At 39.8% G+C, this 25,671-nt stretch carries 24 protein-coding genes and 1 other RNA gene; 10 read left to right on the top strand and 15 right to left on the bottom strand.

Annotated features, from left to right (window positions below; genetic code table 11):
* Positions 1 to 17: 17 nt before the first annotated feature.
* Positions 18 to 1,631, bottom strand: a complete 1,614-nt coding sequence (locus AC1W6K_RS03505; RefSeq protein ID WP_481946458.1) for an ABC-F family ATP-binding cassette domain-containing protein — start codon at positions 1,629 to 1,631, stop codon at positions 18 to 20.
* Positions 1,632 to 1,731: 100 nt separating this feature from the next.
* Here AC1W6K_RS03505 and AC1W6K_RS03500 point away from each other — a divergent pair, with 100 nt between their 5' ends.
* Together AC1W6K_RS03500 and coaD are read left to right on the top strand one after the other, a co-directional pair.
* The gene (locus AC1W6K_RS03500; protein ID WP_481946457.1) at positions 1,732 to 2,454 is read left to right on the top strand and encodes a DUF3822 family protein; all 723 of its coding nucleotides are present in this window, start codon (positions 1,732 to 1,734) and stop codon (positions 2,452 to 2,454) included.
* 4 nt (positions 2,455 to 2,458) lie between these two features.
* Positions 2,459 to 2,917, top strand: a complete 459-nt coding sequence (coaD, locus tag AC1W6K_RS03495) for a pantetheine-phosphate adenylyltransferase (RefSeq protein ID WP_395785188.1) — start codon at positions 2,459 to 2,461, stop codon at positions 2,915 to 2,917.
* Here the strand turns inward: coaD and AC1W6K_RS03490 are convergent.
* Positions 2,896 to 3,597, bottom strand: a complete 702-nt coding sequence (locus AC1W6K_RS03490; RefSeq protein ID WP_481946456.1) for an NUDIX hydrolase — start codon at positions 3,595 to 3,597, stop codon at positions 2,896 to 2,898. The genes coaD and AC1W6K_RS03490 overlap by 22 nt on opposite strands.
* Before the next feature lie 95 nt (positions 3,598 to 3,692).
* Here AC1W6K_RS03490 and pyrE point away from each other — a divergent pair, with 95 nt between their 5' ends.
* The gene (pyrE, locus tag AC1W6K_RS03485) at positions 3,693 to 4,331 is read left to right on the top strand and encodes an orotate phosphoribosyltransferase (RefSeq protein ID WP_481719614.1); all 639 of its coding nucleotides are present in this window, start codon (positions 3,693 to 3,695) and stop codon (positions 4,329 to 4,331) included.
* A gap of 1 nt (position 4,332) precedes the next feature.
* On the opposite strand, the gene dprA is transcribed toward pyrE, so the two are convergent.
* Together dprA and AC1W6K_RS03475 are read right to left on the bottom strand one after the other, a co-directional pair.
* A complete protein-coding gene (gene dprA / locus AC1W6K_RS03480) occupies positions 4,333 to 5,436 on the bottom strand; it encodes a DNA-processing protein DprA (RefSeq protein ID WP_481946455.1) in 1,104 nt (367 codons plus the stop codon).
* A 31-nt stretch (positions 5,437 to 5,467) separates the two neighbouring features.
* Positions 5,468 to 5,815: a MerR family transcriptional regulator gene (locus AC1W6K_RS03475; RefSeq protein ID WP_481946454.1), complete on the bottom strand. Its 348-nt coding sequence runs from the start codon at positions 5,813 to 5,815 to the stop codon at positions 5,468 to 5,470.
* 83 nt (positions 5,816 to 5,898) lie between these two features.
* Here AC1W6K_RS03475 and alaS point away from each other — a divergent pair, with 83 nt between their 5' ends.
* Genes alaS through AC1W6K_RS03455 form a run of 4 tightly spaced genes read left to right on the top strand, consistent with a single transcriptional unit; the run spans position 5,899 to position 11,546 of the window.
* On the top strand, positions 5,899 to 8,526 hold the full coding sequence (alaS, locus tag AC1W6K_RS03470; protein ID WP_481946453.1) for an alanine--tRNA ligase: 2,628 nt from the start codon (positions 5,899 to 5,901) through the stop codon (positions 8,524 to 8,526).
* Between the two features lies 1 nt (position 8,527).
* Complete coding sequence (locus AC1W6K_RS03465) at positions 8,528 to 9,502, top strand: aminodeoxychorismate synthase component I (RefSeq protein WP_481946452.1); 975 nt, start codon at positions 8,528 to 8,530, stop codon at positions 9,500 to 9,502.
* 1 nt (position 9,503) lies between these two features.
* Positions 9,504 to 10,103, top strand: coding sequence for an aminotransferase class IV (locus AC1W6K_RS03460; protein WP_481719619.1), 600 nt, complete (start codon positions 9,504 to 9,506; stop codon positions 10,101 to 10,103).
* 9 nt (positions 10,104 to 10,112) lie between these two features.
* Positions 10,113 to 11,546 carry an ATP-dependent DNA helicase gene (locus AC1W6K_RS03455; protein WP_481946451.1) on the top strand — a complete coding sequence of 478 codons (1,434 nt, stop codon included), beginning with the start codon at positions 10,113 to 10,115 and terminating at the stop codon, positions 11,544 to 11,546.
* Here the strand turns inward: AC1W6K_RS03455 and ald are convergent, their stop codons facing one another.
* Positions 11,547 to 12,632 (bottom strand): alanine dehydrogenase, encoded by a 1,086-nt coding sequence (gene ald, locus AC1W6K_RS03450; protein ID WP_481946450.1) that lies wholly within the window; start codon positions 12,630 to 12,632, stop codon positions 11,547 to 11,549.
* A gap of 204 nt (positions 12,633 to 12,836) precedes the next feature.
* Between ald and AC1W6K_RS03445 the strand changes: the two genes are divergently transcribed.
* Positions 12,837 to 13,310, top strand: a complete 474-nt coding sequence (locus tag AC1W6K_RS03445; protein WP_481946449.1) for an Lrp/AsnC family transcriptional regulator — start codon at positions 12,837 to 12,839, stop codon at positions 13,308 to 13,310.
* Positions 13,311 to 13,332: 22 nt separating this feature from the next.
* Positions 13,333 to 13,702: a transfer-messenger RNA gene (ssrA, locus tag AC1W6K_RS03440) on the top strand.
* A 94-nt stretch (positions 13,703 to 13,796) separates the two neighbouring features.
* On the opposite strand, the gene AC1W6K_RS03435 is transcribed toward ssrA, so the two are convergent.
* Positions 13,797 to 14,180: a hypothetical protein gene (locus AC1W6K_RS03435; protein WP_481946448.1), complete on the bottom strand. Its 384-nt coding sequence runs from the start codon at positions 14,178 to 14,180 to the stop codon at positions 13,797 to 13,799.
* 373 nt (positions 14,181 to 14,553) lie between these two features.
* On the opposite strand from AC1W6K_RS03435, the gene AC1W6K_RS03430 reads away from it, so the two are divergent.
* A complete protein-coding gene (locus tag AC1W6K_RS03430) occupies positions 14,554 to 15,579 on the top strand; it encodes a DUF6268 family outer membrane beta-barrel protein (protein ID WP_481946447.1) in 1,026 nt (341 codons plus the stop codon).
* Between the two features lie 57 nt (positions 15,580 to 15,636).
* On the opposite strand, the gene AC1W6K_RS03425 is transcribed toward AC1W6K_RS03430, so the two are convergent.
* From AC1W6K_RS03425 to rsmI, 9 genes are all read right to left on the bottom strand, one after another.
* Positions 15,637 to 16,116 (bottom strand): DUF2147 domain-containing protein, encoded by a 480-nt coding sequence (locus AC1W6K_RS03425; RefSeq protein WP_481720913.1) that lies wholly within the window; start codon positions 16,114 to 16,116, stop codon positions 15,637 to 15,639.
* A 72-nt stretch (positions 16,117 to 16,188) separates the two neighbouring features.
* Complete coding sequence (locus AC1W6K_RS03420; protein WP_481946446.1) at positions 16,189 to 17,583, bottom strand: aminopeptidase P N-terminal domain-containing protein; 1,395 nt, start codon at positions 17,581 to 17,583, stop codon at positions 16,189 to 16,191.
* Between the two features lie 8 nt (positions 17,584 to 17,591).
* The gene (locus AC1W6K_RS03415; RefSeq protein ID WP_481946445.1) at positions 17,592 to 19,082 is read right to left on the bottom strand and encodes a hypothetical protein; all 1,491 of its coding nucleotides are present in this window, start codon (positions 19,080 to 19,082) and stop codon (positions 17,592 to 17,594) included.
* A gap of 125 nt (positions 19,083 to 19,207) precedes the next feature.
* Positions 19,208 to 20,317 (bottom strand): glycoside hydrolase family 88/105 protein, encoded by a 1,110-nt coding sequence (locus AC1W6K_RS03410; RefSeq protein WP_481946444.1) that lies wholly within the window; start codon positions 20,315 to 20,317, stop codon positions 19,208 to 19,210.
* A gap of 3 nt (positions 20,318 to 20,320) precedes the next feature.
* Positions 20,321 to 20,638 (bottom strand): L-rhamnose mutarotase, encoded by a 318-nt coding sequence (gene rhaM, locus AC1W6K_RS03405; protein ID WP_481946443.1) that lies wholly within the window; start codon positions 20,636 to 20,638, stop codon positions 20,321 to 20,323.
* Positions 20,639 to 20,677: 39 nt separating this feature from the next.
* Complete coding sequence (locus AC1W6K_RS03400) at positions 20,678 to 21,682, bottom strand: threonine aldolase family protein (RefSeq protein WP_481720923.1); 1,005 nt, start codon at positions 21,680 to 21,682, stop codon at positions 20,678 to 20,680.
* Positions 21,683 to 21,689: 7 nt separating this feature from the next.
* Positions 21,690 to 23,879 carry a carbohydrate binding family 9 domain-containing protein gene (locus tag AC1W6K_RS03395; RefSeq protein ID WP_481946442.1) on the bottom strand — a complete coding sequence of 730 codons (2,190 nt, stop codon included), beginning with the start codon at positions 23,877 to 23,879 and terminating at the stop codon, positions 21,690 to 21,692.
* On the bottom strand, positions 23,880 to 24,983 hold the full coding sequence (locus tag AC1W6K_RS03390) for an Lnb N-terminal periplasmic domain-containing protein (protein ID WP_481946441.1): 1,104 nt from the start codon (positions 24,981 to 24,983) through the stop codon (positions 23,880 to 23,882).
* A complete protein-coding gene (rsmI, locus tag AC1W6K_RS03385; RefSeq protein ID WP_481720929.1) occupies positions 24,984 to 25,655 on the bottom strand; it encodes a 16S rRNA (cytidine(1402)-2'-O)-methyltransferase in 672 nt (223 codons plus the stop codon).
* Between the last annotated feature and the right edge of the window lie 16 nt (positions 25,656 to 25,671).

Genomic DNA, 25,671 nt, shown 5'->3' with positions numbered 1-25,671 from the left:
TTTCAAGGGCTTTTTTATTATAGATTAGCTCGCTGCACTTTAACCGCAGGGTCTGTGATGAATTCATCGTAGGTCATCAACTTATCTAAATTTGATTTAGCGCCTAACTCAATTACTCGATTAGCCACTGTATTAGTTAATTGATGATCATGACATGTAAATAACATGGTGCCAGTGAACTCAACCATACCATTATTTAGGGCAGTTATCGATTCTAGGTCTAAGTGATTTGTAGGCTCATCGAAAAGAAGCACATTGGCACCGGACAACATCATTCGCGAAAACATACACCTTTGCTTCTCTCCTCCTGATATCACCGTACATTTTTTCAAGGCTTCTTCACCAGAGAACAACATACGGCCTAAAAATCCACGAATAAAACTCTCGTCTTTTTCAACTGAATATTGACGTAACCAATCGACTAAATTCATGGAATCATCCTTAAAGTAGTTGGCATTATCATTCGGTAAATAGGTCTGAGTGGTCGTTACTCCCCATTTAAAATCTCCAGAACTCGCTTTACCTTCACCCATCAAAATATCAAATAGCGCAGTAATGGCTAATGAATCTTTGGCTAAAAAAGCAACTTTATCGCCTTTATTAATCGTAAAAGAAAGATTTGAAAATAAAGGAACGCCTTCCTCCGTAGTGGCCGACAATTTTTCCACACTCAATAACTGGTCTCCCGCCTCACGCTCTGGCTTAAAGTTGATGAACGGATATTTACGAGAAGACGGTTTTATATCATCCACTTGTAACTTTTCTAACATCTTTTGACGTGAAGTCGCTTGCTTAGATTTCGCCACATTAGCAGAGAACCGACGAATAAATTCTTCCAATTCTTTTCGCTTCTCATCCGTTTTTTTATTCTGATCGGTACGTTGACGTGCGGCCAACTGAGAGGACTCGTACCAAAATGTATATGTACCGCCATATAATTGAATCTTTCCGAAATCTAAGTCGGCAATATGTGTACACACATTATCCAAGAAATGACGATCGTGAGAAACTACAATAACAGTATTTTTGAAGTTTTGCAAAAAGCCTTCTAACCATAAAATGGAATCAATATCCAAGTTGTTAGTTGGCTCATCCAATAATAAAATATCAGGATTTCCAAAAAGTGCTTGGGCTAAAAGTACTTTCACCTTTTCAGAACCATTTAAATCACGCAACAAAGTGTAATGAATGTCTTCTTTAATACCTAAGCCACTCAATAAAGTAGCTGCTTCCGATTCGGCTTCCCAGCCATTTAATTCAGCAAACTCTGCCTCTAAATCTGCAGCTTTATTTCCATCTGCCTCAGAAAAGTCCTCCTTCATGTAAATGGCATCCTTTTCAAGCATGAGGTCATATAAGCGCTTATTTCCCATGATGACAGTTTGTAATACGGGAGATTCTTCAAACTCGAAATGATTCTGTTTCAGGATAGACATTCGCTCTCCCGGATTCATACTAATATTACCAGTTTGAGATTCAATTTCACCGGAAAGAATTTTCAAGAAAGTGGATTTCCCTGCACCATTTGCACCAATAAGACCATAACAGTTTCCTTCCGTAAACTTGATGTTTACTTCCTCAAATAAAACTCTTTTCCCAAAGCGCAGGGATACGTTAGACACAGATAACATGAAGAATGGATTAAATAGGCCGCAAAATTACTCAATTTGTACCTAGAAAAAAAGGCTAAATCATATCTTAATTGCTATTTTTTTTGCAATTTCGGGCAATTTGAAAAATCAACCTGTGAAAGGAAATACAATTCCACTTCAAGCTAAAACTCCCATTTCACTTTCGATACAACTCGAGAAAGCAGGTCTTCGTTTCAAAATTGATTCAAATGATGCTTTGTTTCCTTGGAATTCTACACAAGTATCAATTAAAAATTGGCTTTTAGATCAATCAATTCAAATCCGATTGATTCAACATATTTCTGTTGAACTAACAACCGAGTTATTTTTACTTACGCCTTTGGAATTTGATTCACCTATTTACCGACTTGGCTTCTTGGAAAAAGCACTAGGTGAAGGTGTAATCGACGGCCATGAAGTACATGAACAGGCTGTAAATTTTGCTCAGGCGAACCTTTTATTCTTAATCCCGAGTGTTTGGAAAGACTATTTAGTGTTGACTTTCCCCCTAGCACAAATTCACTATTCACATTTATTAGCTAATGAATTAGATAAAACAAAGGCTTATATTTATCCGCGAATACAGCTACATTTATTTGAAAAATCAGTACTAGTGATTTTGATTCAACAAGGCCAGTTGCAACTAGCTAATGTTTTTCCATACGAATCGCCAACTGAACTTGCATTTTATCTGCACTCCATTCGAGAAGCTTATGAAATTCAGTGGACAATCGAAACATTTCAATTACGTGGACCTGAACACACAAATTCAATTTTAAGACAAAGCTTGATTGAGCTGGAGATTCCTATCGAATTAATTTAATATGATGCCAAAAACAGCATTTTTTCCCGGATCTTTTGATCCATTTACCAAAGGTCATGAAGATATTGTCTTGAGAGCCTTGGCTTTATTTGATGAGGTTGTTATCGGTATAGGTCAAAATTCAAATAAGTCACGCTATTTTTCATTAGACAAAATGAAACATTACATCGAGACTACGTTTAAAGATAAACCAGTTCGGGTAGTTACCTATCAAAACTTGACGGCCAATGTGGCGAAGGAAGTGGGAGCTAAATTTATCATCAGAGGACTTCGAAACACAACTGATTTCGAATATGAAAACTCAATCTCACAAGTAAATAGACATATCAACCAAGAATTAGAAACTGTATTCTTGATTACATCACCACACTTAGCGCCAATTAGCTCAACGATTATACGTGATTTGCATCGATATGGAAGTGAAATAGGGGAATACTTACCTTATACCTTAGATGGTATTTGAGCTTGATTTACGATGAATTGTTGGATTACATAACGGATCGAACTATACGTATCCGACACGACCTTATTCATTTTATCTTGTGCAATCCATTCGACACGTTCAATATTTTCCTCTAATTGTGGCTTTAATTTTCCCGACTGCTTGGATTCCATTACATACCACTTTGTTTTTTTCAAAATGCGTTCATTCTTGAATGAATAGGTATGATATGTGGTACATACCTTTGAAATTAGGTCTGCTGCCACATTACACTCTTCAAAAACTTCACGAACCGCTGCTTTTCTAAAATTTTCATTTTTCTCCAATTTCCCTTTCGGCAAATCCCATTTACCTAAGCGGTAAATCCAAAGAACCTCATTTTGCGGATTAAGTACGACACCACCGGCTGCTTCAATAACCTGATAAAGTGAACAAATCCGCTTCTGCAGCTCTTTCTTTTGATCCGTCAAAATATATAAGGAATGAAAATCAAAAGGCTTGTCGGCATGCAACTCGGTAATAATTTTTTCCATCTGGTCTGGCCCCACGTTCAATAAGCATGTGTGCCCCTTGAAATCAGCAATTTTAATCGGCTTCAAACGAACATCTAAAATCACATCGTAATCTTCCATGGGAGGATACAAACTATTTTTTGATTTCTTGATAAGGCGTATGGGGCGATCGTTGATAAAAATGACCATGAATGGATTTTAATTTTGGCAAAAATAGAATTAAATACTGATAAGATAATCTGAATACTTATTTTTGTGAAATCAATTATTGAAGAAACTAAAGCATGCAGAATTTAACTATTTCACAAGAAGTCGCACATCATCTTTTACGCATTCAAGCGATTCGGTTACGACCAGACCAACCGTTTACTTGGGCATCAGGCTGGAAGTCACCTATTTATTGTGACAATAGAATCTCACTTTCAGATCCTGAGGCTAGAACCTACATCAAAAACAGCCTTTCGGCAGCAATTAAAGGCTATTTCAAGGACGTTGATGTCATTGCAGGAGTTGCCACAGCGGGGATTGCACAGGGCGCTTTAGTGGCCGATTTATTGGATTTACCATTTTGCTATGTACGCCCAGAGCCCAAAAAACATGGCATGGGAAACCAAATTGAAGGCAGTATCAAGCCAGGTCAAAAAGCTGTATTGATTGAAGACCTAATTTCAACCGGTGGAAGTTCCCTTAAAGCTGCAGATGCCTTACGCTCGGAAGGTGTCGAAGTACTCGGTATGGTTGCCATTTTCACCTACGGTTTTGAAATTGCTTCTGAAAATTTCAAACATGCGAGTGTCCCATTTTATACACTCAGCAACTACGATGTGCTTGTAGAAGAAGCGGTTAAATTAGACTATATCTCAGAAACACAATTGGTCACCCTGCAAGATTGGCGTGTGAACCCAAGCGAATGGCGTAAATAAGCTATTTTATCCGATACATATAACCAGGTAAGGCTTTCACCAAACCTTGGAACTCCAGATTTAATAAGGTAATCGCCAAATCGGTTACCTTTTTTTGTGCCCGCCAGGCAAGTTGATCTAACGTGCATTCCCCTTCTTTGACTAAAATTGCCATGACTTGAGATTCGTCATCCGTCAACCTGCTCCAGGAAACCTGTTTTTTCGGCTGAATTCGATCGCCTGCTTCTCCCCAATTCATCTGCAAGGCTAATGCTTCCCAACTCGTATAAATGGTCGCTTTATGTTTTTGAATTAAGGCATTACACCCTTCAGAAAATATTTTTTCCAAATTTCCTGGAACAGCAAAAACTTCTCGATGATAATTATTGGCATAATCTGCCGTGATTAATGCCCCACCCTTTTCAGCTGCTTCAACGACTACAGTCGCATCTGTCATCCCGGCTATGATTCGATTACGCAATGGAAAAAAACGCGGATCAGGCTTTTGATGTAAGGGGTATTCCGATAAGACGCCGCCACATTGTACCATTTGGTCCAAAAAACGCTTATGCTTAGCCGGATACACATAATTAAATCCACCGGCCAACACAGCTATATTCTCTAGCCCTAAGTCAATGTAATGCTTATGCACTTCAATATCAATTCCATAAGCAAGCCCGCTCACAAATACGACCGGACAGCCGATTGATTGTTCAATTAATGATTGAGTCATCCTTTTTCCATAATCCGTGGCCTTCCGTGTGCCCACAACCGCTAAGCTACGCGCTTGATTTAAATCAGAACTTCCTTGAAAATACAGGACCAATGGCGCATCATAAATATGTTTTAATCGATCCGGATATAAATCATCTAAATAAAAAAGGATGGTAATTTGACTTGAATCGCATGCCCGCAAAATCGATTCTGCTTCATGTAAGTATGTCTTTTGAAAAACAGACTCAGCCAAAATAGGACCTATATGAGGAATTTTTTGCAGGTCAATGCGTGAAGCTTGAAAAATAGCAGAAGCAGAGCCCGCATAAGAAACGAGCCTTCGTGCATTGACTACACCGATTTGCGGAATACGCGACAGGGCAACTTGATAGAATTTTTCGGACGATTGCATGGACTAGGATTTCCACGAAACTACGCACAGACTATTCTAATTCCTGAGATAAAACTTGTAAAAAATTACGAATATCAGTTAACTGATTTATTACAACTTGATTGGGATTTTTAACAGCCCCTTTGTTATTAAGCGCTTGTTTAGCTCCTTCAATAGTCAGGCCTTTGACATCGATCATGTCCACTAACACCTTGATTTTATCAATATCAACCTGCGTATACTTACGAATTCCAGTTCCTGTACGCTTTGGTAATAAGTGTGGAAATTGTGCTTCCCAATACCGCAACTTGGATGTATTGACTTTAAATAGCTTGGCTACTTCAGAAATCGAATAATATTGCTTATCTAAATCCATGCGAGGAATCAATAAAATCAACAAAAAAACCTAATTTTGCGATTCTTGTCAAAACAAAAATAAACAAGAGGACGCATTAAACCAATCCATTACCAAAATTAGCCCAAATGACTTCTTCGGAGATCCGCCAACAGTTCTTAGATTTTTTTCAATCTAAAGGTCACTTAATTGTTCCTTCAGCCCCATTGGTAGCTAAGAATGACCCTACCCTATTATTTAATAATTCAGGTATGTCACAATTCAAGGATTTTTTCTTGGGTAATGGAACTCCTCCGTCGAAACGTATCGCAGACACGCAAAAATGTCTTCGTGTTTCGGGAAAGCACAACGACCTCGAAGATGTAGGATTCGATACCTACCACCACACCATGTTTGAAATGCTTGGCAATTGGTCATTTGGTGATTATTTTAAGCAAGAGGCTCTTACGTGGTCCTGGGAATTACTGACAGAAGTATTCAAATTACCTAAAGACCGTATCTATGTATCCGTTTTTGAAGGTGATAAAAAAGATAGTGTACCTTTCGATCAGGAGGCTTTCGATATCTGGAAAGCGATCGTAGGTGAAGACCGCATCATCTATGGAAATAAAAAAGATAACTTCTGGGAAATGGGCGAAACAGGCCCATGCGGACCTTGCTCAGAAATCCATATCGATTTACGCAATGCAGACGAGGTTGCCAAAGTTTCCGGAAAATCATTAGTCAATGCAGATCATCCGCAAGTCGTTGAGATTTGGAACAATGTATTCATGCAATTTGAGCGTATGTCGGACGGTTCATTAGTTCCACTACCCAATAAACACGTAGACACGGGAATGGGATTTGAACGCCTTTGCATGGCGATTCAAGGGAAGCAATCCAATTATGATACCGATGTGTTCCAAGGAACCATTCAATATTTAGCCCAAAAAGCAGGTAAGCAATACGGTGCAGAAAAATGGGCAGATATAGCACTGCGTGTTATTGCTGACCACATTCGTGCGATCGCTTTCTGTATAGCTGATGGCCAGTTGCCATCTAATGCCAAAGCTGGCTATGTTATCCGTCGTATATTACGTCGGGCTGTTCGTTACGGATATACCTATTTAGGCTTCAAAGAACCTTTTATGCACGAATTAGTCCCTTTATTGGCCAAACAATTCACCGGTGTATTTGATGAACTAATTGCCCAAGAAGCATTCGTTGCCAAAGTGATTTACGAAGAAGAGGTATCTTTCTTGCGTACCTTATCCACAGGTCTAATTCGCCTTGATAAATTAATGGAAGACTGCTCAGGCAAAATTCTTTCAGGCGATGACGTGTTCGAACTAAATGACACCTACGGATTCCCGATAGATTTAACGGCATTAATTGCGCGTGAAAAAGGCATGGATATTGACGAAGCTGGATTTAACAAGGCTTTACAAGAACAAAAAGCACGCTCACGTAAAGACGCAGGGGCAAGTGCCGAAGATTGGATGATTGTCCGTGAAGGAGAAGAAGTTTCATTTGTAGGCTACGATGAATCCCAAACAAGCACACAGGTTTTAAAATATCAAAAGATTCAAAATAAAGGTGGAGTACAATATAAAGTTGTCCTAGAAACAACTCCATTCTATGCAGAATCAGGCGGACAAGTAGGTGATACAGGAACCTTGACGTTCAAACCTTCTGGTATCACTTTACAGGTACTTGACACTAAAAAAGAAAACGACTTGATCGTCCATTTTTTAAGTGATGCGCGCATTGAACAAGTAGCTGGAGATGCAGAGGTGATCGCTCAGATTAATACTCATCGGAGAAGAACAATTACACAAAACCACACAGCGACACATTTACTACAAGCTGCTTTACAAGAAGTATTAGGTAAACACGTGGCACAAAAAGGCTCCCTCGTCAATGAGGCCTTGTTGCGTTTTGACTTTTCTCATTTTCAAAAAGTCACCGACGAAGAAATTCAACAAATTGAACAAATCGTTAATGCCAAAATTGCCGAGAACATTCCCTTGTTAGAGGAACGCAATGTACCAATCGCACAAGCGAAAGAAAAAGGAGCCATGGCGTTGTTTGGTGAAAAATATGGAGATTTTGTCCGCGTTATTACTTTTGACAAGAAATATTCGGTTGAACTTTGTGGGGGTACGCACGTGCCATCAACAGTTGAAATTGGCTTATGTAAAATCATTACGGAAACATCTGTTGCGACGGGTGTTCGTCGGATTGAGGCGATTACGTCCCAACAAGCCTATGCGCTTTTAAGCGAGCAAGAGGCTGTAATTAGTGAATTAAATGCTTTATTAAAGGCTCCAAAAGATTTGGTTAAGGCGGTGGCAAGCTTGATTGAACAAGCGAATAGCTTACAAAAAACGGTTGCAAATTACCAAGCTAAAGAAATCGGAGGTTTAAAAACTGAATTGGCTAAGCAAATAAGCATACAAAATGGAACGCCAGCTTTAATCGCTCAGGTAAACGTACCCAATGCAGATGCATTGAAAAATGTAGCATTTGATTTGCAAACAGAAGCTGGAAGTTTATTCTGTTTGCTCGTAAGTGAAATAGATGGCAAAGCTAGTTTGGCCTTAGCCATTTCGAAAGATTTAGTGGATTCAAAATCACTAAATGCCGGAACTATTGTTCGTGAATTAGCGAAAGAAGTGCAAGGTGGCGGTGGAGGCCAAGCCTTCTTAGCCACAGCTGGTGGACAAAACCCTGCAGGATTAGCTAAAGTTCTTGAATTAGCGCATAACTATTTATAGGATGTTCCCATCCATTCCTCTCGTGCCTTTTGCGGAAGTATCTGAACAAATGGATACGTGGGGAATGCTAGGTATACCCTTCCAATTTTTCATCAGTTATGATGGGACACAGGCTTGGGCTGGATCTAAGCAAGAGGCCGAAAACCTAGGTATACAAATTCAAATCCGACAAAAACCAAGTGGTAGTGGGCAGACTGTGCATTTAGCAAAATCCCCAATTTCCCTTGAAACCTATCGGCACAAATTTGAATATGTCCAACAGGAACTAAAAAAGGGAAATTCGTTTTTGGTTAATTTAACAGTTGAAACACCTATTCAAGTTAATGTGCCTCTACAAATCATTTTTGATCAAGCACATGCGGCTTACAAGATGAAATGTTCGGAGGAATTCATCGTGTTCTCGCCTGAATGTTTCATACAAATTAAGGATCACAAAATTTATAGCTATCCAATGAAGGGAACGTCTTCTGTACGACTAAATCCGTCCAAAGACACCTTAATGGCAGATCAAAAAGAACAAGCAGAACATGCCACGATTGTAGACCTAATCCGCAATGATTTAAGTCGGGTGGCCTTCCCCATTCAGGTAGATTCCTATAAATACACGGAACAAATAAAAACGAATGAAGGTGATTTGTGGCAAATGTCATCGCAAATTTCTGGATTTCTTCTTCCTGAATTAAAGGGAAAAATTGGATCTATTTTGCGCGAATTACTACCTGCAGGTTCCATCACAGGAGCTCCAAAAACATCAACTATGCAAATCATCGCTGAGGCTGAGCAATATGATCGTGGCTTTTATACGGGAATCATGGGTGAATTTGATGGCCAAAATTTAGACTCTGGCGTTATGATTCGATTTATTGAATATAAATCGGGCCAACTGATTTTCAAAAGTGGCGGTGGAATTACCGTTTTTTCAGAACTTGAAAAAGAATACAACGAACTCATTCAAAAAGTATATCTCCCCTTTTAATATGTTTTCATTTTTAGAAACTATTTGTGTACAAAACGGTCAAGCCCAACATCTTGACTTCCATCAAATGCGTGTCAGCGAAACATTTGATGCATTTTTCCCAGAGTGGGAACCTTTTGATGTACACGAAGAGATTTCAAAAATTGTCTTACCCGAAACAGGAATACATCGCTTACGGATTACGTATACAGAGGATCCACAAACCGTGGAGCTATTTCCATATGAAGCTAAAGTGATTCAAAAATTCACTTTGGTGGATAGCGGCGAGATCGATTATGGCTTCAAATGGGCTGAAAGAGGGTTTTTCCGGCATATTTTGGAGGCACACCCCTTGGCTGATGAAGTGATTTTTCATAAAGATGGAATTATTCAGGATTGTACCATCGCTAATTTAGCTTTCTTGAAGGATGGTGTTTGGTATACACCTGAAGCTCCGATGCACTGGGGAACGACACGTGCCCGCTTATTAGTTGAAGACCAAGTAGAAGAAACTGATATTTTAGTATCCGAATTAGATCAATACGAGCGAATTTGCTTGATTAATGTTTTTCGGCCGCTTTCAATCGAAAACTCCATTGCGCTACCCGGGGCTATTGTGTAAATTTACCCTATGAGTATTGCCAAAAGTCCAGCTTTCTTACTAAATCAAAAATTTCCATTCGAACCTACGCCATCGCAGTCGGCATTATTTTCGCAATTGGACAAATTTATTGTCAACGAAGATGAGTGGTCGGCATTAACATTCATCATCAAAGGATACGCAGGAACGGGTAAAACCACGGTCATTTCTACCTTAATTAAAATTTTAGGCACCTTCAGTTATAAAACGCAGCTATTAGCACCTACTGGCCGGGCTGCTAAGGTGATGGCTAATTACTCCAAAAAGAAAGCGTTTACCATCCATAAAAAAATCTACCGACAGGTAAGTAACCCGCATTCGGGAACTTTATCCTTTCAACGCATGCCTAACTACGCGACGAATACCGTATTTATTGTAGATGAGGCATCCATGATTACGGATGATTCTGATTTTGGCCAAAATAGTTTATTGACCGATTTGATTGAATATGTCTTTACCAATCCGGAAAATGGACATACAGGTAATAAGCTAATCTTTGTGGGTGATACGGCTCAATTACCTCCTATAGGTAAAATTCTTTCGCCTGCCCTTTCCGCGGATTACATTGCAAAAGAATTTCATATGGAGGTTAAGGAGCATGAACTAACGGATGTCATGCGCCAGGATATTCATTCCGGGATTTTGTACAATGCGACAAATTTACGTGGCTTGTTGGCTCAAAATTCAACTGAAATCAAATTCAATACGGCTTCATTTAAAGATATTTTCCGCATGACGGGGGAAAAAATGGAAGATGGCATGCAGTATGCGTATCGTAAATTTGGGAAAGAGGAAACAATCGTTTTAACGCGATCCAATAAGAGTGCGGTTCAATTCAATGAGTTCGTTCGGCGGACCATTCTGTATCAAGAAGATGAGATTTCATCGGGAGATTTATTGATGATCGTGCGTAATAATTACCATTGGTTGGACGAAGACTCACCAGCTGGTTTTTTGGCCAATGGCGACTTTGTGGAAATCATGAAAATCAAGCGCGAGGAAGAAATGCATGGGATGCGGTTCTTAACCGTAAGTTTGCGGCTATGTGATTACGAAGAGCATCCTGAAGTAGAAGCCAAAATCATGCTTGATACCTTGCATTCATCTGAGTCAGCCTTAAGTAAGGAGGCTAATAAAAAACTGTATGATTCTGTTTGTGAGGATTATGCGCACATACAAAAGAAAAAGGAGCGTACGGAGGCAATACGAAAGGACCCGTACTTGAATGCGTTACAGGTTAAATTTGCTTATGCATTGACCACTCACAAATCTCAGGGTGGCCAATGGAAAGCCGTTTTTATCGATCAAGGCTATTTAAAAGAGGAACAAGTGGATGCCGAATATATTCGTTGGCTTTACACTGCCATCACCCGTGCGACGCATGAGGTGTTTCTTGTCAACTTCCACGCCAATTTTTTCCTGTAACTACAACGAAAAAGCCGCCGCTAAACCAGGATGGTATAACTTCCCATCGTAGATCGTCAAACCTTTATTTAGAGCCTCATTAGACGAGCAAGCATCTTGGTAGCCTTGATTCGCTAATAAAAGTACGTAAGGCAACGTAGCTTGCGTCAATGCCATCGTAGACGTTTGCGGAACTGCGCCAGGCATATTAGCAACACAATAGTGCAGAATTCCATCTACTTCATAGACAGGATCTTCGTGGGTAGTTGGATGACATGTTTCAATACAACCACCTTGGTCCACAGCCACATCGACTAGCACCGTACCTGGTTGCATGTGCTTTAAATCTTCCTTTTTAATAAGATGTGGTGCCTTAATTCCATGCAGAAGCACGGCACCTACAATTAGGTCGACATGTGGCAAATGCTCTTGAATGGCATGTGAAGTGGAATGTTGGGTGTGGACGTTAGCAGGCATGACATCACTCAAATAGCGTAAACGAGCTAAATTGGTATCCATAATGGTGACGTTAGCACCTAAACCGGCAGCCATACGTGCGGCTTGTGTGCCAACAACCCCACCTCCCAGAATTAATACATTGGCAGGTTTTACTCCAGGAACGCCGCCTAGCATTTTCCCTTTTCCACCTTGCGGTTTACCTAAAAAATAGGCACCAACTTGGATAGCCATCCGACCAGCTACTTCCGACATCGGAGTTAATAAGGGCAAAGATCTATCAGCTAATTCGACGGTTTCGTAAGCGATGCACGTTGCCTTACTTTCTATCATGGCATGCGTCAGTTCTTTAGAGGCCGCAAAATGAAAGTAAGTAAATAGGATTTGCTTCGGCTTGATGAGTGGATATTCAGAAGCCAAGGGCTCCTTTACTTTAACAATCATATCTGCGATGGCATAGACCTCTTGAGGAGTTGCTAAGATATTGGCACCAACAAGTTCGTAGGATGAATCAGAAAAACCGGAACCTACACCAGCTTGAGTTTCTATGTAGACTTGGTGGCCAGCGGCAATCAAACTTTGAACACCGGCAGGCGTAAGTCCAACGCGCGATTCTTGTTTTTTTATTTCTTTGGGAACGGCTATAATCATGATTTGGTTAGGTTAAAAAAGAACAGCCAACGAAAAATTCGCTGGCCGTTACCTTTGATGAAGTATAATACATTACAAATATATGCACTACCATAAAATTTAAGGCCAAAAACCTTTAAATAAGGAAATTATATGCCGTTTTGGTATATTAACAGAAATTATCACGATTATTTGTACATTTAGAACATCAAAACCGAAAACTTTATGGCAGTTAAAACGACTATTGATCAATTAGATCTCCAATTATTAAAAATAATACAGGCAAATAGTCAAAAAACAATAAAAGAGATTGCGGAACAAGTAAACCTTTCGCTGAGTCCAACACATGACCGATTAAAGCGTTTAGAAATGGAAGGCTATATTAAAGGCTATGTAGGCATATTGAATCGAAAAAAATTAAATCTTGGCTTATTAGTTCATTGTCAAGTTACACTTGAAAAGCAGAACAGAGAAAATTTTAGTTCATTTGAAGCTTCTATTACGGAGTTTCCAGAGGTTATATCTTGCCACTTGGTATCAGGTAATTTTGATTATTATTTAAATGTGGTTAGTGCGGATGTGGAAAGTTATAATCGATTTTACCAAGAAAAATTAGCTGTATTACCTTCCGTGGCCCATATTAGTAGTTTATTTGTCATGGATGAAATTAAGTCCACAACAGCTCTTCCGCTAGTTTAATTGCGTATATTTACAGCCTTATGGGACTGACCGGTTTTGACAGCTTAAGCAGATCGGTTGTAAGCACGTCGGGAGTTGGGGGTATTTCCTGTTTAAAAAACCTTCGAATTATAGCTGGCAATACTTCGTATGCCATGGCTGCTTAGTCTGATAGACTAATCAATTGCCATCGTTCCACCCCGGCCAAACTCTGCCGCTAGGGATCCTGGAGCGTCGACCATGCAGAGTCGATGATTGCGATTTCATTAAGCGATCATTAGTATCTAGTGAATAAGTGGTCAATAAGGTCTGATCTGAACCTGTTGGCCATCGAAAATCGATCAAATCTAAACGTGTAGAAAGCTTCCGGTTTCTAGGTTTGGACGAGGGTTCGAATCCCTCCAGTTCCACAGAAAAAGCCACTCTCAACAAGTGGCTTTTTAAATTTAATTGTCCCGTCCTAAAATAAGTTGGCGCCAAATCGTGTGAAGACAAAACATAATTAGTTCATTTTTTATGAAATTTATATCCCAAACCAACGGACCAAATCCATTTATTTACGGCTTCACGATGAAAAAATGGCATAATTATTACCAAATTCTTATAATCGACGCGCGGCGATACACCTAAACGAGTCCCAAGTTTGCCATCGGATACATATATTGACGGCAAAGCCCCAACACCAATTTTCCAATCCTTATTAATTGCCAACAACAAACTTGGACCACCCACATTGATTAAGTAAAAATCTTTACCAACTGAAACGCCTAACATTCCTTCTAAGCCAAAATCAATTTTTGAGCTTGCCTCCGTTTTCATCAGTTCTTGTGCACGAGAAAAATTGGAAATAAAGACCATGACAAAAATCAACACGCATTTAATTGTATTCATTTCAATATTTAATTTAAAAGTTTAAACCTATAAATTTCTGTAGTTTAAGATGCGATTTTGCAAATTGTGATGCCATCTTGTTAACGAGGTAAAAGTATTTATTAAATTCCGTTCATGTATCATTGTGAAATCAAAAATATAAATTTGAACAAATAATTTTATAAATAGCTTAAGAAGGTTTTCTACTGTCTGTTTAATTGCTTTAATGACTACAATTCATAATTTAAAAGTTAAAATAAAGTAGAGATCTTAACACCAACTACACAGAAATAAAAATAGAAAATTAATAATCAGTCAAAATAGACCTTAAAACCCTTCTAAATTTGAAAATTTTACCAATATATTTACGTGCATAAAAAGCAACCCTATCGCTATGAAGAAAATGATTACCTTAGTACTACTCGCTGTTTCTACAGGAGTTTATGCACAGACTGACACTACTGAAGTTTTCGAAGATTATAGCCAATATGGTGACCCTGAAGGAGTTACCAGATTTTGTACGCAAAAAGTTTTAAATCAAACTCCCCAGCGAATCATTAGCATTGGGTATGATTATAATGCTGGATTTCACATGCCAGGCATACGTTTCAGCGAATTGAACACTTCTCCGCAAGAGTTTCATGTAAACCGTGTCAATATGCTTCGCGCGCAGGTTAATGTGCCTGTCATTGCCACGAACAAATTTATATGGCAATTGGGCGCCAATTATTGGAGCTCAAAATTTGAATTCGAGAACAATAAAGCCAATAATCCATTTGTATCCAGCCTTCAATCTAATGCCTTAGTGAGCACAGGCATAAACACGACCATTTTTAAACCTCTCAATGAGCGGAATTTCTTAATTCTTCAAGCGAGTGCTGATATCAATGGCGTATTCCCCAAGCTTGGCGATATTGATTCAAAAGCGTTAACCTTAAGCGCAACAGGAATTTACGGTTGGAAAACCTCCGAATCAAACATGATTGGTACCGGTATCGCCCGTACCTACCGTGCCGGAAGATTGATATATGTTCCGGTAATACTTTGGAATAAGACCTTCAATGATCGCTGGGGAATTGAGCTTTTGTTACCTGCGAAAGGATTTTTACGCTATAATTTCTCTACATCAAGTATGCTACAAGTTGGCTTTGAATTAGAAGGAAATCAATTTTATACCAAATTACCTCAAAGTAAAAATGGTGAAGGTTTCATTCAGCGAGGAGAATTTAAACCTCGCATTATGTGGGATAAAAAAATCACAGGCTTCCTTTGGTTTAATGTGCAAGCGGGATTACGCTATAACTATCGTTTTGATGTCATGAATAAGTTTGATGGCAAGGAAGATGCCGACAGGTTTTTTACGAGCCCGATGGGCAACCCGATGTACATAAACTTTAGTTTAAACTTCGTTTCACCCTAACATAAAAAAGGCTTCAAAAATTTGAAGCCTTTTTTTTATGTCATAAAGAATATCGGTTTATTTAACTTGACGCGTCCAAGTATCCGTTCTACCAATTAACGAAACGCCGATATATCCACGAACCTCTAGCGTATTTGCATTGATTAACTTCATCGTAGATGAATACGTATTACCATTCTTTGGGTCATAAATATTTCCCTCATCCCACACATTATTTTCTTTAGGAACAAATCCCCAAATATTAATCAAGCCTAAAACAGGTCTTTTTTTGGCCGTTTCATCTGATTGATTTTTGTCTAATTTGGGTTTACCCGTTTCAGGATCTATCGGCTCCTTCAACCAAACTACCTTTCCTTGGTATTTCTCACCATTCTTGTAAATACGAACCATCGCATTACCCTCACCTGTTTTCCAAACTCCTACAATGGCATCGGGATTATCTGGCAAGGTAATAAAAGACGAAGTAGTCGTCAAAACAAGTAAACTAAATAATCCAAACATCATGGCTCGGAAATTAATCGATAATTTATTTTTCATTTGTCAATTTTTTTAGATGAAATAAAATTAAGAAACTAAACTAATAACACAAATACATGAAAATATTTAATACTACTCAAAGCGACTCCGCTCCTTGATTAATTTTTCAATTTCTGCCGTTGACCGAGGTGAACCTGCCGACAAATTCTCATTCCCTGTTTCGGTAATCAGAATATCATCTTCAATTCGCACACCAATATTCCACCACTTTTTATCACATTTACTTCCAGCAGGAATATAAATCCCTGGTTCAACTGTAACAATAACACCAGGAGCCAACATCCGCGGCCCTAAATCATGTACGTCCAACCCCACATGATGCGAGGTGCCGTGTGGAAAATATTGACGGGCTTCTTGTTTAGATGAGACAATACCTAGGCCAACTAAACCCGTATAAATCACCTCGCGCGCCGCAGCATCTACTCGGTCGTGCGGAATGCCTGTTTTACACATTTGAATACCTGCATCTTGCGCCTTAAGTACCAAATCATATATAAGTTTCTGCTCAGGCGAAAACCGACCATTTGCCGGAATCGTACGCGTTACATCCGCCGTATACCCATGGTATTCGGCCGCGCAATCACTCAACAACAAATCACCCGCATTCACCTGTTTCAAATTAGTCGTATAATGTAAAACACAGGAATTTTCAGATGCACCCACAATACTTGGATAACCAGGATATTCAGAGCCACTCGACTTAAAATGGTACTCCATAATGGCTTGCGCTTGATATTCCTTCATTCCAGGGTGGATTGCTTTCATGACTTCGCGATGGCCCAACGAACTTATTTGGCTTGCTTTACGCATCAAAACAATCTCCTCGGGCTGCTTAATTCCCCGCAAAGAGCTTAAAATTTGAATCGTAGCACGCGATGCCAACGGCTTTTTCAAGGAGACTAAACTACTATCCACGACATTCGCCATGCGCGCTAAGGGATCTAATCTTCGCTTATACTTCGTAAAAATAGCCTCATCCCGGTATACTGAATAAATGGAATCAACCGTGGACAAATCAAGTGTATTGGCATTAAACTGATCATTAGCGAAAACATGTTGAATCTGATATGTCTTCTTCACTCCAGCTTCACCTAATATTTTACCCGTCCACATTTCTTTGAAAGCATCTCGCTTTTGAACAAAAATAAACTCAGTACCCGTTTGGTTTAAGAGGGTAACCGGACGCTTAAACATCACCAAAACGGCATTTGGCTCCTGTAAACCAGTGAAATAGTAAAAGTTCTTATTCTGCGCATACTGATAATCAACATCATCATTTCGTACACGAACCTGAGATGCAAAAAATATAGCAACACCCTTATCTGACATAGCAGCCTTAAAAGCCTCACGTCGACCTGCATGAAAAGCAGGACTCAGATAATCTTGCGGATAATCAGCCGGATTTTGCGCTGAGATCAATAAAGGACTTAAACAGAGTGCCAGAAATAGCACGAATTTATGCGACATAGGTATAGCTATTTAATACGAAATGTAATAATTGGATTTGCGGGAAAGGTCCGATCTACCAAAACCGAATCTACCTTGTTTTGGATTAATAACCAATTTTGATCCCAAACCTCCATTGACCCAGACACATTTATAATGGGCAAATTTAACTTTTTGGATAGCGCAAATAAACGGCCTGTTTGAACTGAATCACGTAAATCTACCCAGGTAACTACCGCTTGATCTGAATCTAAATTGCGTAGATAGTAATAATTCCAACTATCAAAATTGACGATTACGGGTTTCGCAACCTTTGTCTTTTTTACTAAATCACGGTAATCTGTTCGAAGCGATTCATGTGCTTGTGAATGAACCAAATTATATCCAAAAACAAGCATATTTAATGCTAACCAAACCATCAAGCTTTTCAGGTAAACTGGACGCCGACCATCAAACCAAAAGCCCAATAAAGGAATGAATAAAAATACCGTATGATGTCCAAAACGAATTTTACCCAACACTAAATACGTCAAAGCCATGACAACAAATGCAGCCAGATACCACCTAGCCTTAGCATCGGCATGTTTGAATTCCAATACAATTAAGCCAACAAATACAATTCCAAACCAACTTAAACCATTCCAAATGTTGGCCTGAATGAAATCATAATAATTCAAATGGCGCAGCACATAAAAGCTAAAGTCAAATTGGTTTACAAGCGTATTTAATACGATTCTCCGTTCCTCCCAAAAAGTATAATCACCAGATGACGCTAATGCCTTAATAAATGGGAGTTGGAAATTCGCCAGTTCCACTGACTGAAATTGACGAACACGAATATCGGCCAACAAATAAACCAAAACGAATAAACTAAACGCCGCTAAGGCAAGGCCCATTTTAATTAGAAAGTCAGGTTTAAATATTGCCTCAAACGAACATCGATTCAATGAGAAAACTAACACGCTCGGCATTAAGTAGACAAAAAACAATTTGTCATAAAATGCTAAGGACCACACGAAGGAAAGACATAGGGCAGCAAGCCAACCGAACCTTGGGTGCGCGAGTTTATTGATCAAATGAAAACTAAGTACAAAAACCACTAACGCTACATTGACCGGGCCAGCATCCCGCAATACAGCGATGTAAATTGGCAACAACAAAAACAAAAACCATTTTCCAGCGCTTGACATCGAAAATGTCCGTAGGATCAAGACATAAAATAAAGCTAACGAAAGCAAGGAATAAGCCATTTTAGCTTCAATTATAGGCATTGAAACATAAAAGGGCCAAAGTAAAATCCCTTGCAAATTACCCGTATATAAAAATGGAAAATAGACCGAAAGGCCTAAAGGAAAGAACTTTTCGTAAGCACCAAATCCCTCCTTAAACGCATTAAGTTGGAAATTTGGCAATTGATAAGCTAATGAATGGAAATGCAAAAATTCATCTTGGTGGAATGGTAAATAGGCATAAAGGATCCATGCTATAAAACCAAAAACCAACCAATAGATTAATTTCATATAAATCTAAAATTCTTTGTAGAGCGAACAAAGATAGAGAAAATAAAAAACACCAAAAACTGAGCTATAGATGTAGTGGTCAAAACCCACAAGGAACCTCCCCTTTCTAAATGAACTAATTATTCTTATTTTGCTTTTAACAATTCAGAACCGGCTAGCAAGAAACAACCTAGACCAAAATCTTCGAAGTTGGGCACATGATCAAACGTCACTGGCTGCGAATCTTTAGGCTCTTTCCCGGTACCTTGGACAAAACCCAAAAATCCATTTGGATGTACACATGATGACATCCCCTTCCAAGCTTGATCAATGATTGGTCTATATTTTTTGGCAGGCAATATACCTTTCCGGACTCCCCAAGCCATACCATATACAAACAAAGACGTACCAGTCAATTCCGGCCCTCCATAATTAGTTGGGTCCATCAAAGAAACATTCCAAAACCCATCCGCCCGCTGCAAAGGAGGCAAGGCCTCAGAAAGTGCAATAAAATCGGCAAGATACTCCGCACGGTGTGGATCATTTTCCGGTAATAAATCGAGCGTTCGAACTAAAGCGGCATATACCCAAGCACTTCCGCGTGACCAAAAGCAATTGGCACCATTCGGCTCTTTGTAGGGAGGAACAAAATCTTTATCCCGCCACCACAGTTTTTCAACCGGATTGTAAAGACCCTTTCCGCCATGTTTGTATTTGGTAAACGCATACAAATCATACATCTTCTGAAAATAACGCGGATCTTTATAAATCACACCTAAACGTGTATAAACGGGCATGCTCATTTGTAAACAATCGATCCAAGACCAATCGTCCGATTTTTCCGTAATGACCATGTTATCAATATTGGCTTTAATGGGCTTGATGCGCGCAGAGTCGCCTGACATGAGGAACAAATCCATATACACCTGCCCACATGCCTGATCATCTGCATTGCGCGTTTTTACCCCATTTCGCAATCCCCACTGATGAAATTCACCCCAATCAATCATGTATTTTAAATCAGACGCCTTGGGATCTAGTTTATATAATTCAATCAAACCCTCATAATAAACTGATCGTGTCCAAATGTTAGATGGTCTTGTCCGATCAGGGCTAACAATCACTTGACCAACATCCGGCCATTTCTGTTGGAAATAACGATTAGCCAAATGCATCTTCGCCAGTACTTGCTTTTTATTTGGCGCAGCTACAAGCGAAAAAGAGGCTAAAAAACATAAAAGAATAATCTTTTTCATCAATTAAGGAAGGTGAAATACAGATGGAATATCAATGGCCACTGGTGAATTATCTGGATTACTTTGCATAATATCACCCATATACTTCCACCAGCGCTGCATAACTTCCTGCGCAGGAAGCTGATCTAGTTTACCTAAATCAGGAGCCTCTAGATAGGCAAATAAGGAAAGTGTGTCCGAATCCAAGAAAATGGAATAATTCTGAATACCGACAGCATGTAATAGGTCTACGAGTTCAGGCCAAATCAAATCATGCCTACGGGCATATTCGGCTTCAAAACCGGGCAAAAGAAACATTTTAAACGCTTTTCGTTGCATCATATTAGGTTTCTTTTAAAAGAAAGAAGTTGGCAAAAACTACTAAATAATTTGAGCCTTAAATGCAGATAAAGCTGCATCGTCAAAATTCAAATGCGTAACAAAGCGAATGTACTGTGGCCCGAAAGGCGCACAAAAAATGCCCTTGGACTTTAAATCAGCCACTTGGTCTACCGAGCGAATGCCTTCCTTTAATTGAACAATGACGATATTGGTTGTTACCGGAAGAATGGAGTCTACCCAAGGTAGTCCGACACAAATATGGGCTATTTCTTTCGCTCGGGCATGATCTTCTTGCAAACGCGTGACGTGATGATCAAGCGCATAGATCCCCGCCGCAGCTAAAAATCCCGCTTGGCGCCATCCCCCACCTAATCGTTTACGCACACGCCTCGCTTGTTTGATAAATGTATGCGAACCCAACAAAACTGAACCTACGGGAGCGCCTAAACCTTTCGATAAACAAACAGAAATCGAATCAAACCATGCACCAAATTGCTTGGGCGTTTGACCCGTTACAGCCATCGCATTGAAAATTCGTGCCCCATCGAGGTGTATTGGGATGTTTATATGCCGACAAAAATCTGAAATTTCCTGTAAGCTTTCTGAGCTATACACACTCCCACCACCTTTATTGACCGTATTTTCAAGACTTACTAATTTACTTTCACACGCATGAATATCGTCTGGAGAGATTGCTGCTTCGATTTGAGCACGTGTTAAGCGACCTAAATCACCTTTCAACAACTTAACGGAAGCGCCTGCATTCGCCATAATGCCCCCACCCTCGTATAAATAAATGTGTGACAACTCATCACAAATGACCTCTTGTCCCTTGCTTAAATGAACTGACATTGCGATTTGATTCGTCTGCGTACCAGAAACACAAAAAAGTGCGGCCTCCATACCAAACATAGCGGCCACCTTTTGCTCCAAAGCATTAACGGAAGGATCCTCACCAAAAACATCATCCCCCAACGGCGCGGCAAACATAGCCTCACGCATAGCTTGAGTTGGCAGGGTAAACGTATCACTTCTTAATTCCATATGCATATTAAAACTGCTTTAGATAGGACAATTTAGCTAAAAAACTTTGTTGCTTTTGTTGGGTCCCATCAGTTCCTTGGTAATTCAACGAATTAAATACTAAATACACAAATGAAAGCGGCTGATATTCCCAGGATAAACGTATGTTCAGAGATTTTAAATCATCTGTCGTATTTTTTTGGTAAAATCCAATTAGCTGGACCCGTGGATTGATTGCCATGCGGGTTTCCAAAATCAGTAAATTGACTTCTTTCGTCTCTCGAGCAGCACCCATATTCTCAAATTTGCTCCAATTCCATGATAAACCCAGGTTTATATGCGAGATGGGAGCTAAACGAAACTTTGAATCTAGTGTCTGTAACGTTCCATTAAAGAAACCGCCCCAACCGTATTCAGTGGAACCTGAATATTTGGCACTTGGATCACTCGACAGTAAAAACCCCTTACGGAAATACGAATAATTTCCAGGGTTAATATCAATCCCGACTGGGCTGAAGGTTTCTTCCAAATTTTGTGCAGTCGCTTCCACATAACCACCAATAATTCCACCATTTTGAAGATCAAACCAAAGCGGCCCTGAAAGCGCACGCTGCTCAATAATATTACCCGTTTTTAAGCTGTGATACACCTCGGTGTAAATTCCTGGGCCCCAACTACGCACAAATGAAGGCAACCATTTCCCGCGAACATTAAAGTCAAATCCTTGCGAATTGGATAAAATACCGCGTCGGGATACAAAGCCCATGCTTGGATTATACTTTTCTGACACTAAGGTCTGAGTCCAATAAGCCCGAATAAAATTACCGGAATATAGAAACTGACTATACTCGGCTACGCCTTGATCACCTGTCCGACTATCCTGCGTAAGCGTACCCATACCACTAAATGAAAACTTATCATTAAATCGAACGAAGGCATCAATAGCCCCTGTGGATTGCACGGCCAATGGAGAAGACTTGGTGGTAAAGATTGCCCCAATCCTATTTTGTTTACCAAAATTCTCTGAATAACGCCCCACAAGGAAATTAGCATACGGATCGCCATCTCCTTCACCTTGTCGCATTAAAATACCCCCAAGGTTTCTTTTTTCAGACCGATAAACGAAACGAGTACCGGCAGTAATGGCAATGGGATTAACATTTTGGTCTAAACCAATCGTCCGACTAAAAAAAGGTTGTATGTACATCGAACCTCCTATCACCTGGTCAACAGGCGCTAAACCAGCAGAAAAAAGAGATGCATTTTCTAGAAAAAACTGTCGGCGCTCTGGAAAAAAGACCGAGAATCGAGAAATATTATTAACCTGTAAATCCACATCTGCTTGCGCAAAATCCGTATTAAAGGTAATATCCATAACAGACGTAGGACTTATGGCCCATTTAATCTCTCCACCTAATTTTAAGTCGGCATTACGCGCATTCCCTATTTCAGTTCCTTCCGATTTAGTTGACACTTGCAGTAAATAAGGATTAAATCGGATATTCGTTGACGTGGGTGGAGGAGGAATAATCCCCGATAATTTTCCCGCATAATCCATGCGCAATGCACTCATCGAACGCGGATGCGGCGACCAAACACTTACTTCATTACTTGATCTTCTTACCCGAAAGAAATTAATCCCCCAATCTTGCGTCTTATTTCCATCTGTTTTGGGATAACGCAGGGTCTGCCAAGGAATGGCAAATTCTGCCACCCAAGATGAATCACTTCGTTGGGTCCTGACACGGTACAATCCATCCCAATCAATATCATAGGCACGATCATCAAAAGCTAATAGATCTCGCTGCGCTCCATAGGCATTCGATTGCAAAACAAGCGCATTCCGCTTATCATTGAATCCATCAATTGCAATACCGAATAAGTCGTTCTCAGTAAAGGTATAATCTCGTTTTAAATTAGGAGCACGAAATGCATTTTTGCCTACAGTGTCTTTTAGGATAGCAGCTACATAAAGAAATTGGTGATTATAAAGCATTTTCACCGTTGAATGAAAGGAAGCCTTGAGCCCTTGAAAAGGCTCCACTTGAAAATCCAGATTTACAGATGGCGCGTTTTGCCACTCAGTTTCATCCAAAAGCCCATCCGCTTTTAAACTGCTTTCAATTTTTAATGGCTGAAATTCTTTCTGCGGGATTAGCGGCTTAAAAACCTCCTGTGAAAAACCACAAAAAGAGATGAGAAGAAAAAGATAACGCATTTATTTTTTGATGAAGGATAAGCTAAACAATCGGATAAAAACAGGCAATCCGACTAATAGCATAGGCCAAAACTGTAAACCGCACCAGACGATTCCTAGTAGACTAAAAACCGTAACCAATTGAATGTAAAACTTCCACTTGACTGGATTCTGCACAAACCAAATCACGAGTGGAAAATTCAAAGGGAACAACATGAGCGAAGCTGGATTGTAAGCCATCACTTCATGATTGGTCGCAGTGCCTAAGAAAAATATGAACCAGGCTAATAAGCCAAAAACAGTAAATAAAGCTACATCCGCGGCAAAAGGAAAAGAATTTTTGTACGATAAAAAGCCAACAAGTAAAGTTAGCAAACCCAAAATCACAAAGGGCCCAGCAAAATCAAAACCAGCTTCCTCCTTAGGTTGCGCATCAAACATACTGATTGGATTCGCAGAAAGACCTTTAGCCAAATTCGTAGCTGAGGATAAATTATCTGGCAAATAACAAGATTGTGAAGCTGTGGCTTTTACATTAGAAGGAACACCTAACGCCAGATTCATTCCCAAGGTCACCCAAGAATTAGGAGCTAAGTACTTGTTCATCCAATCTCGATATGATTTTCCCTCGAGCGTAGGATTTTGCGTCCAGCTGTATTTTCCAGGCGCATTTTTTTCAATCATATCCCGTATCCGAGTGGAACAATTGTCATAGAAGAATTTATACGCATACTCCTTGTTCTCGGGCAATAAATTCGTTTCCAAATCCCGTAAGATTGCATTTTTCTGAAGCGAATCTAGTTCAAGTTTTTGGGCAATCATCCCACGCTTTTCATACTGCATATTGAAATTAAACTCATCCTGCATCGAATGAACCGAAATGGTATAGGGTAAAGTCCCCATCAAAAATTTCAAATAAAAATTCTCTGTATTGAAATCAAACGTGCCATAGCTATAGGCTCGATCAATGCCATTGGTCGGGTCATTAATCCATAAAATCGTATGACCAAAAGCCGAATGCAACTCCTTTCCAGGTGCCACAGTAACTAAAACCACTTCCGCTTTAGAACTCAATTGAGCTTTAGCCGCGATAGAAATCAGTAAAAAAAATAGGAGCTTTTTCATTTATTTTCCTGCAATGACAATCACAATTTCACCACGTACTTTATCTGGATGGGCACTAAAATAAGCCAATACCTCGGCTGCTTTACCACGAACCATTTGCTCATGCATTTTACTCAACTCACGAGCGACCATAACTGGACGTTCAGCACCCACAAATTCAACCATTTGTTCCAATGCCTTGATTAAACGATGGGGCGATTCATACAAAACCGTTGTCCGCTCCTCTTCCGCGATAGCCTTCCATCGGGTTTGTCGGCCTTTTTTATGTGGCAAAAACCCTTCAAAAACAAAACGGTCGATCGGAAATCCTGAATTGACTAAGGCAGGAATTACGGCCGTAGGTCCCGGCAATGTTTCCACTTCGATACCTTGTTCTAGGCAGGCTTTCACCAATAAAAATCCAGGATCTGATATCCCGGGAGTTCCTGCATCTGAAATCAATGCTAATGATTTGCCCTCTTTTATTAATTTGACAATGCCCGCAACACCTGCATGCTCGTTGTGCGCATGATGCGCATAAAGAGGTTTGGAGATATTTAAATGCTTTAATAATGTTCCCGATGTACGTGTATCTTCCGCTAAAATCGCGTCCACTTCACTTAGCACGCGAATCGCCCGTAAGGTAATATCTTCCAAATTGCCGATAGGCGTAGGGACCAAATATAATTTCATAATCGAAATTTAGCCA

The organism is Aquirufa sp. (assembly GCF_964796385.1).
Note: the sequence above shows the minus strand (reverse complement) of the source record. Positions and strands in the feature narration are given on the sequence as shown.